Genomic DNA, 8,209 nt, shown 5'->3' on the forward strand with positions numbered 1-8,209 from the left:
CCTTTAGCGGAGCTGCAACCTAACAATTCATTCAAGCCGAACCCGCTTCGCGGGTCGGCTTAATTCAGGCGTTAGGCCCTCGATGAAGATCATCGCGTTCTACATTAAACAGATCATCCTCCTTGGCACGACCGGCTTCCTCGCATGGTTATGTGTCGGCTGGTGGCACATTGGGTGGTTCTGGGCCAATGACGCTCATTACGCTTGGTTGATTGCCCTTGCACTTGTTGCCCTTTTTCTCCTACTGATCTGCACACCGATTCAAGTTTCAATATCAAAGGTGCGCAATGATTCTGTTGCATACCTTGGCGGTCTTCTTGCAGGCCCAACTGCCATCCTTCTTTACCTAGCTCTCAACACTCGGTTTGAGCTCAATGGGCAAAACTACGTAACACACCAGGCTTGGATGCACGTCATATTTGGTCTGCTCGGGCTTTGGTTCTCCTTCAACTACAGGCGCCGCTTCGGGCCTAACAATTCATTCAAGCCGAAGCCGCTTCGCGGCTCGGCTTAATTCAGGCGTTAGCCCCTTGGGAGACTCCATGCGCAAGATACTTCTCGCTTCGGTAATTGCACTGCTGACAGCCTGCTCTGCTGGCTCACAGCACCAAGACCACACGCTACCCAACGGGCAAGTGATCAAGCTCATAGGAATCACCAAGATGTTCTCCACCAACGGCAAGAACAAGTGGCTCGTTCTTAACTATCAAACTGACCTGCCGATGTCCGACAAGTCAGCCCTGGGGAAGGAGGCCGATGAAATATGGGTCTTCTTCAAGAATGACGTTGAGCAGGCTGGGATGAGTGAGGCTGCTATCGTGGCCCACAGCCGCCCTACCGGCTTCATCATCCAAGAGTCAAAGACCCAAGGCTTCTCGTATGAGAAGCTCGCAGATGGAAGTTGGTCTCGTGGCGGGGGCTAACAATTCATTCAAGCCGAACCCGCTTCGCGGGTCGGCTTAATTCAGGCGTTATACGTGGGTGGGGCTTTGATCGTTGTCCACTTCGGTTGCCAATCGGTCGTGCGATTGCCGCGGCTTCGGTGCTGGCCGATTGTTGATGCAAGGCAACCAGGCGCACTCTTCTGGCTTCGCTTCACTCGGCTTCGGACACATCACTCTCGCGCCACGCAGCCTTCGGACAGTCTCCCGGCTTGCGGACCGGCCGCGCCGTCGGCTTCGGTCTTTACGGGCCCCACCCTGCTACGGGCTGGCGGCGAGTGATCTCCTGCTCTCGGATGTTCCGGTCCCGTTGCATGCCGCTGGCTTCGGGCTTACCTTGGCGTATAACAGCTCATTCAAGCCGAACCCGCTTCGCGGGTCGGCTTAATTCAAGGTGTTAGGGCTCACACCATGCACTACAGCGACGGCCACGAGGCAATACTTGGGGATACTGTTGCCATCGCTGTTGCTCACCGTGGCGTTGTTGTCGCTTGCCTCGACCGCTCCGAGTATTCTCTGGAGCACCCAGAGGCTGAGTGGGCATGCTTGGGTGGGGGCGTCTTGGTCCAAACGGATTTCGGTGGGCTCATCCATTACCCAGACACGGGCGCAGAGCATTTCACGCTTGTTGCACGGGCCGGTGAGTCCTAACAATTCATTCAAGCCGAACCCGCTTCGCGGGTCGGCTTAATTCAGGCGTTAGGCCCCAATGGCACATCTGCGACTCCTGATAGTTCTATCTGCGACTGTCTTGTTGCTATTGGCGTGCGCGCCGGAGCCTGCGCCCTCACAGGTCAGCCCTGCGGCCATCCAAGCACCGCCTCCGCCGCTACCTCCGCCGGACGTTGGTGACGTCTCGCACTTTCTCAACTGCTCTGCAGAACCGCGCAGAGCCCTTTCATCCCGCGAGCGCTGCGAGATTGCTGCCTTCAAAGCCCGCTGCACGGCGCTTGATGACTGCTATATCACTTGCCTCAGCAGCCCGGCAGGTGTGTTCACTGGCGGGGGTTGCGGCCATGTCTGCACGCTTGGGCTTCACCCTGGCGCACCACATCCCGCCGCAATAGACGCATGTGAGAGCATGCCCGGTGAGTCAGGCCTAGACCCTCGGTTGGGGCCTAACAATTCATTCAAGCCGAAGCCGCTTCGCGGCTCGGCTTAATTCAGGCGTTAGATTGCTCGGGACGCTATGACGCAGCTGATAGAGGCAATTGGATGGGTCATTCTTTTCTTCGCAGGGATGATTGCCCTCGTCTTGCTCGGGAGCCTGTGCGTTAGCTTGGTCGGAACGATCTTTGGGACGGACCAAGACACTCACGGATTTGGCATGGCTTTGCCCATTGTTGGCCTGGTACTGTTTGCTTTGCCCGGGCTTCTGGTTGGATGGAGTTTGGTGGCATATGCCAGGCACAAGCGGAGTCACTATGAGCGCGCAATCTAACAATTCATTCAAGCCGAACCCGCTTCGCGGGTCGGCTTAATTCCGGTGTTAGGTGGCTCAATCATGTACGCGGCACGTTACCTCTTGCTAGCGATTATCTGTCTCTCCGCATCGGTGGCAACGGCGCGGCAGCAAGCAGTTTTGGTTTCCGATCCGGCATCATGGAATCGCGACTTCCGAGTCATTGTTCAGCCAACTGAGCAATGCGCTGGCGGCACGCTAGATGATCTCCGCAAGCACATGCATGTCACTGGGCCATACTCACCGAAGGAGTACCGAGCAGCAGATCGCTCCTATCTTGAGTTCCCAGCAGGGGTTCAGGACGACGATCCAATTTATTCCTTCTATTACAGTGCACAATCGAAAGAGGGTAGGTACTGGGGTTTTGGAGGCTACATTGTCGTCCGTGATGAATGCATAGTTCATGCCGACATAGATGGCTATGACAACTAGGACGCCACCTAACAATTCATTCAAGCCGAACCCGCTTCGCGGGTCGGCTTAATTCAGGTGTTAGGCCGATTGGATAGCTATGAACAATCCAGAATCAAAACCCGATCGCGCAATTGACAGGCTCCACTATGTGAAGAACCTCATTGGCCTCGCCGGTTTCACAGCGTTGTTTCTGTATTGCGCATACCTTCTTTTGACCACGACCAGGCCAAATGGCCCGCTCGTCTATGGCATCTTCATGTTCGCGCTTCTTCTGACAATCATCCGGTCGGCTAGGCGCTTACTCGCGATACGCCGCATTGTTTCAACTAGCCCAAAGTGACATGCGCGGCTATCGGCCTAACAATTCATTCAAGCCGAACCCGCTTCGCGGGTCGGCTTAATTCCGGTGTTAGCCCTCATGAAGAAGCTACTGCTGCTCTTGATCCTTCTTTCTTTCGCCAGCCCACTTTTGGCGCAGGATGAGCCAGAGTTGGGCCCTGAGAATTGGCCCACCACAGTCCGGGCGACCGCCGCAGACATCTTGGGCTCACTGTCTGACGAGGCTAAGGCCTCTCTGCGCAAGACTAAGAAGGACGACCTGATCATGTTCCATCACGGCTGGGGCACGGGCATCCGTAACCATTACGGCCTGTGGCGGGGTAACGACAAACTGATCGAGTCGGCCTGCGGAAAAGGATGCCATCCGGATGATGCGTCCATGGTAATCATGGAGGCAGTTTGGTCAGTCCTGCAGCATGAGGGCTAACAATTCATTCAAGCCGAACCCGCTTCGCGGGTCGGCTTAATTCCGGTGTTAGACATCAATGGAAACATCTGTGGTGGAGCTGCAATTTCCTTTCACTTTTACAGATCGGCTGAGGGCCGGCCTGGCCGTCACTGCGGCATGCCTCGGTTGTCTTGCGTGGACCCTTGCATTTCCAGCGGCTGGGATCGCACTCCCAATCGTTTCCTATGTCGTAGGCAGCCACTTTTCGATCGCGGACGCACTCTTCTCTGCGTTCCTCGTGGCCTTTATGCCCTCGATGATCATGTGGAATACGTGGACAGCGCATAAAGCGTTCACTGACACCCCCGCTCATACATACACAATCAACAGCGAAGGTGTTCGCTCTCGTTCCGCACATACAGAAGTGATGCAAGATTGGTCGGTGATTAGGCGCGTGCAGGTAAAGAGTGGATTTCTTATGTTGTTCTTTACCAAGCAATGTGCGCACTGCATTCCGTTACGCTATCTAGACCAGGCTCAACTCAACTACGTTGTCGCCTTGGCCAAGGCGGGCCAAGTTAGGCGAGTTGATGTCTAACAATTCATTCAAGCCGAAACCGCTTCGCGGTTCGGCTTAATTCAGGCGTTAGGCCGCTAATGAGCATTTGCCGCTCCTGTGACTACTGGACAAGCCCGCGCGGATTTCAGCGTGCCGGCGATTACTATTGGGTCCAGTTAAAGCTGCTGGAGTGGATTGAGCAGGGCAAGCTTGTTGTCGCTTCTAGTGAGGGGTTCCCGGCAAATGACGCAACGCCAGACAGTCGCCCAACTCAATCAATCTCGGCGCTCCTCGAGTGCACAGACTGCCACCGGAAACTCGACCTGGTCTTGGACATCGACGCCTGTCGGGGCGGCTTGTTCGCGGCCTAACAATTCATTCAAGCCGAAGCCGCTTCGCGGCTCGGCTTAATTCAGGTGTTAGGCGGCACACCAACCTTCAAGGATGATCCGCATGCAAACCCCCTACTTGGTCGCAGCAATCATCGCGGCGTTGACCGGCCTGGCGCACTCAGTACTTGGCGAGATCCTCATTTTTCGGCACCTCCGTAACGGCAGTCTGGTGCCGGCACTTGACGCACTACCTCTGCGTGAGCGAAACGTCAGAATCATTTGGGCCACATGGCACCTCGCCACATTGTTCGGCTGGGCATTTGCGGGCGTGCTTCTCCAACTGGCGCTTGGCCACCCCATGTCGGCGTCGCTCGTGACCGGTGCCATTGTTTTCGCCTATCTTGGCGGAGCGGTTCTTGTCCTCGTCGGCACCAAGGGCCGGCATCCTGGCTGGGTGGCACTTACGGCAGTGGCAGCATTGACTGCCTCAGGTGCCGCCTAACAATTCATTCAAGCCGAAGCCGCTTCGCGGCTCGGCTTAATTCAGGCGTTAGGTGTGCAATGGCAACTCCAACCATCAAGGAGCAAGACCCGGAGGTGCTGGCAGCTTTGCCGTTGAGCGATCTCAATCATGAGATTGGCCGCTGTCTATGGGGTTACGAGAACGGAGGAACGTCCCAAGGCCGCAAATCGTTCACTTCAAGCGTCTAGTTATGCTGGAGGCAATCAGGGAGCAGGCCCATGGCATTCCGGCAAAGCAGCGAGCGTTCCGGGTTAGGTGAGGCCAAGGTCATGGCTTGCGGACACAGCACACCTAACAATTCATTCAAGCCGAACCCGCTTCGCGGGTCGGCTTAATTCAGGCGTTAGCGCTCAATGGAGACGTCACATGAGCCAAAAAGCAGCACAATGGACGGCAGCTGTGCTTGCGTTCTCTATGGTCAGTACGGCAGCAGCGGAAACCACTTTTCACCGAATAAACTTTGACATCAACAGCTCGAACCTGAGACCTGACTCGGTGGCGATCCTGCACGAAGGTGCGGAGCTGATGATGCGTAACCCAGAAATGAAAGCCCGGATAGAGGGGAGCGCCTGCGCCACCGAGGAGGGCTCTAACCAGCTATGGTTCCACAGAGCGATAGCCGCCAGGACGTTCCTAGTCCAACATGGAGTTGATCCCTCTCAAATCCTTTCGGTGACCGCAGTAAGCCCCAAATGGCAGGCCGATACCGCCCGTGCAGAGAATGTCCCATGCAGCGAGCGGCTGAGAGCAGTCTTCTTCATTGATGCGAGGATCTCGCCTTGAGCGCTAACAAATCATTCAAGCCGAACCCGCTTCGCGGGTCGGCTTAATTCCGGTGTTAGGCCGCAGGGAGAGTCTGTAGTGAAGCCAAAAGAGCACTTAGCTGTATCAGCTGTCAGACTCCTCACCTTTGCACTGACCGGGTTGGTCTCATTTTTACTTGGCTGCTTTGCTGCTGTTTTTTTGCTCTTCCGTGTATTCACGCCACCCGCAAACTGTCCTTCGCCATGTGACGCTCCGGCATACGTCGCGTTGGGTGCCGCAGCATTTGTCGCGCCGGTCATAGGCATACTATTTGCCGGCGGATGGAGCTATGCCTTATCCAGGCTTTGGCGTCGCAAATCTGGCGCTACGGCCTAACAATTCATTCAAGCCGAACCCGCTTCGCGGGTCGGCTTAATTCCGGTGTTAGCGCTCAGGAAAGATAACGGAGGATTCACTCAGGATGAGTACTACCAACAAGATTTTCGTCGTAATTGCTATTCTGCTCGCAGCAGTCAATCTCATAGACTTTGTGCTCTACGGTCAGAAGATTCGGAACCTAGCTGGAGCTGCGGGATTCGCTCTTATGGCCTTCGGCACGTACAAAGATCTCAACTGGGCCTCCATTTTTGGGGCCGCACTTGCGCTCGCTGCGATTGTCGCCAAGTACGTCGCATGAGCGCTAACAATTCATTCAAGCCGAACCCGCTTCGCGGGTCGGCTTAATTCAGGTGTTAGGCCGCAGGGAGAGTCTGTAGTGAAGCCGAAAGAGCACTTAGCTGTATCAGCTCTCAGACTCCTCACCTTTGCACTGACCGGGTTGGTCTCATTTTTACTCGGCTGCTTTGCTGCTGTTTTTTTGCTCTTCCGTGTATTCACGCCACCCGCAAACTGTCCTTCGCCATGTGACGCTCCGGCATACGTCGCGTTGGGTGCCGCAGCATTTGTCGCGCCGGTCATAGGCGTACTATTTGCCGGCGGATGGAGCTATGCCTTATCCAGGCTTTGGCGTCGCAAATCTGGCGCTGCGGCCTAACAATTCATTCAAGCCGAACCCGCTTCGCGGGTCGGCTTAATTCAGGCGTTAGGTGCCGCATCATGCTCAGTGGCAATCGCAAATCTCTCGCAATAGGAGCTGCACTTTTCGTAACGGGACAGCTCATAGCTGGTGTGCTCGTCGCTCGAGCTGGCACTTCCTCTGGCGGCGGCACCCTGGCCAACGGCGCCTGGCTGCTCATTCAATTTTCTAGCTACATCATTGCCATTCTGACTGGAGTCGCTGCTGCTCGCCTCGCAGCAGATAAACCTATTGGTACCGGTGTATTAGCAGTTGTACTAGGCACAGCCGTTCTTCTAGTTCCAGCCGTTGCAACAGAGCGTCAGAGCTTCGCGTCAGCCATGATTGCAGCAGTAATGTTTTCGTTTTTCGGGTGGCTGGGCGCTGTCTTTGGCAAATACACGCGCGCCCAAGGCGGCACCTAACAATTCATTCAAGCCGAACCCGCTTCGCGGTTCGGCTTAATTCAGGCGTTAGCCGCTATGGGGAGCACATCGGTGACTGAGGTAGAAGCAGACGTAGTTAGGGTTGTCTCGGCTATTCCAGCACTACTGGATGGCCACCCCGTGGGGGCCGCGGACTACTCACCAGAAAGCCTGCGCGTCATTGAAGCGGTGCTGGAGGAGGCTGGTCCGTATTGGTCGGAGCTCCCGGAAGGCGAGCTCAATGCCCTCGTGCAGCAGTTCGGCTGCTATGTCCTAGAGGTCGCTCACCATCAGTTTGGTGGCGAGTATCGTTGGCATGCCGAGATGGGCCAGCCTGTACTGGTGCTAGGTGAGCCAACTCGTCATATCGCAATCGCTACATGGGCTAAGGTTCGTCGCAGGTTGAAGGACCCAGCCGACAGCATCACTTTCTTCTATGAGGGCGTTGCTGAGCGTATGGCTACTGCTCCGCCTGGTTATCGGGCGCTACTGGCTTAGCGGCTAACAATTCATTCAAGCCGAACCCGCTTCGCGGGTCGGCTTAATTCAGGTGTTAGCCATCACAACGGACATCAGGGCTAATCCATGGAGTTCTCTGCTGTAGACGTTCTTGATGTGTCTCAGGCCGGCTTCATTGCCGTGGTTGTTACCCCTGACTTGCCTGAATTTCCTCCCGGCAGCGTCCATCCGGTACATGTGACCCGCCCTGATGGGAGCCTTCTTGAGGTGCCAGCCATTGTTGAGTACCGAAGGCGCCCACCACTCAAGCCAGTGCTCCTCCGATTCCCTGGGCTCGTTCCCGCTGATATTCCAATAGGCTCTACACTCGTCATCGATCAACATGGCCGAGTTGATGGCTAACAATTCATTCAAGCCGAACCGGTAGTTCCCACGGTTCAGTGGACACCTTGACCTAACCCTCAGGAGTGTCCCAATGCCAAAGCCAGGCCCCAGAACCATCCATCGCTACAGCGATGCCTTCAAGGCTTCTGCCGTCCGCTTGAGCC

The 8,209-nt window shown here is 55.8% G+C and carries 9 protein-coding genes; 8 read left to right on the forward strand and 1 reads right to left on the reverse strand.

The features are described 5' to 3' along the window. Positions 1 to 82 precede the first annotated feature (82 nt). From IB223_RS16175 to IB223_RS16210, 8 genes are all read left to right on the forward strand, one after another. On the forward strand, positions 83 to 514 hold the full coding sequence (locus tag IB223_RS16175) for a hypothetical protein (RefSeq protein ID WP_192202771.1): 432 nt from the start codon (positions 83 to 85) through the stop codon (positions 512 to 514). 28 nt (positions 515 to 542) lie between these two features. After that, a complete protein-coding gene (locus IB223_RS16180; protein WP_192202772.1) occupies positions 543 to 923 on the forward strand; it encodes a hypothetical protein in 381 nt (126 codons plus the stop codon). A 2,312-nt stretch (positions 924 to 3,235) separates the two neighbouring features. After that, positions 3,236 to 3,583, forward strand: a complete 348-nt coding sequence (locus tag IB223_RS16185; RefSeq protein WP_192202773.1) for a DUF6794 domain-containing protein — start codon at positions 3,236 to 3,238, stop codon at positions 3,581 to 3,583. A 973-nt stretch (positions 3,584 to 4,556) separates the two neighbouring features. Beyond that, positions 4,557 to 4,937 (forward strand): hypothetical protein, encoded by a 381-nt coding sequence (locus IB223_RS16190; RefSeq protein WP_192202774.1) that lies wholly within the window; start codon positions 4,557 to 4,559, stop codon positions 4,935 to 4,937. A gap of 387 nt (positions 4,938 to 5,324) precedes the next feature. Further along, positions 5,325 to 5,741, forward strand: coding sequence for an OmpA family protein (locus IB223_RS16195; RefSeq protein ID WP_192202775.1), 417 nt, complete (start codon positions 5,325 to 5,327; stop codon positions 5,739 to 5,741). A gap of 442 nt (positions 5,742 to 6,183) precedes the next feature. Continuing rightward, positions 6,184 to 6,399, forward strand: coding sequence for a hypothetical protein (locus tag IB223_RS16200; protein WP_192202776.1), 216 nt, complete (start codon positions 6,184 to 6,186; stop codon positions 6,397 to 6,399). Between the two features lie 419 nt (positions 6,400 to 6,818). After that, positions 6,819 to 7,202, forward strand: coding sequence for a hypothetical protein (locus tag IB223_RS16205; RefSeq protein ID WP_192202777.1), 384 nt, complete (start codon positions 6,819 to 6,821; stop codon positions 7,200 to 7,202). A gap of 72 nt (positions 7,203 to 7,274) precedes the next feature. Further along, positions 7,275 to 7,700 carry a hypothetical protein gene (locus IB223_RS16210; protein ID WP_192202778.1) on the forward strand — a complete coding sequence of 142 codons (426 nt, stop codon included), beginning with the start codon at positions 7,275 to 7,277 and terminating at the stop codon, positions 7,698 to 7,700. 48 nt (positions 7,701 to 7,748) lie between these two features. Here IB223_RS16210 and IB223_RS16215 read toward each other — a convergent pair whose 3' ends face one another. After that, the gene (locus IB223_RS16215) at positions 7,749 to 8,045 is read right to left on the reverse strand and encodes a hypothetical protein (RefSeq protein WP_192202779.1); all 297 of its coding nucleotides are present in this window, start codon (positions 8,043 to 8,045) and stop codon (positions 7,749 to 7,751) included. Positions 8,046 to 8,209: the final 164 nt, after the last annotated feature.

Source organism: Pseudoxanthomonas sp. PXM03 (assembly GCF_014852005.1).
Lineage (GTDB): Bacteria > Pseudomonadota > Gammaproteobacteria > Xanthomonadales > Xanthomonadaceae > Pseudoxanthomonas_A.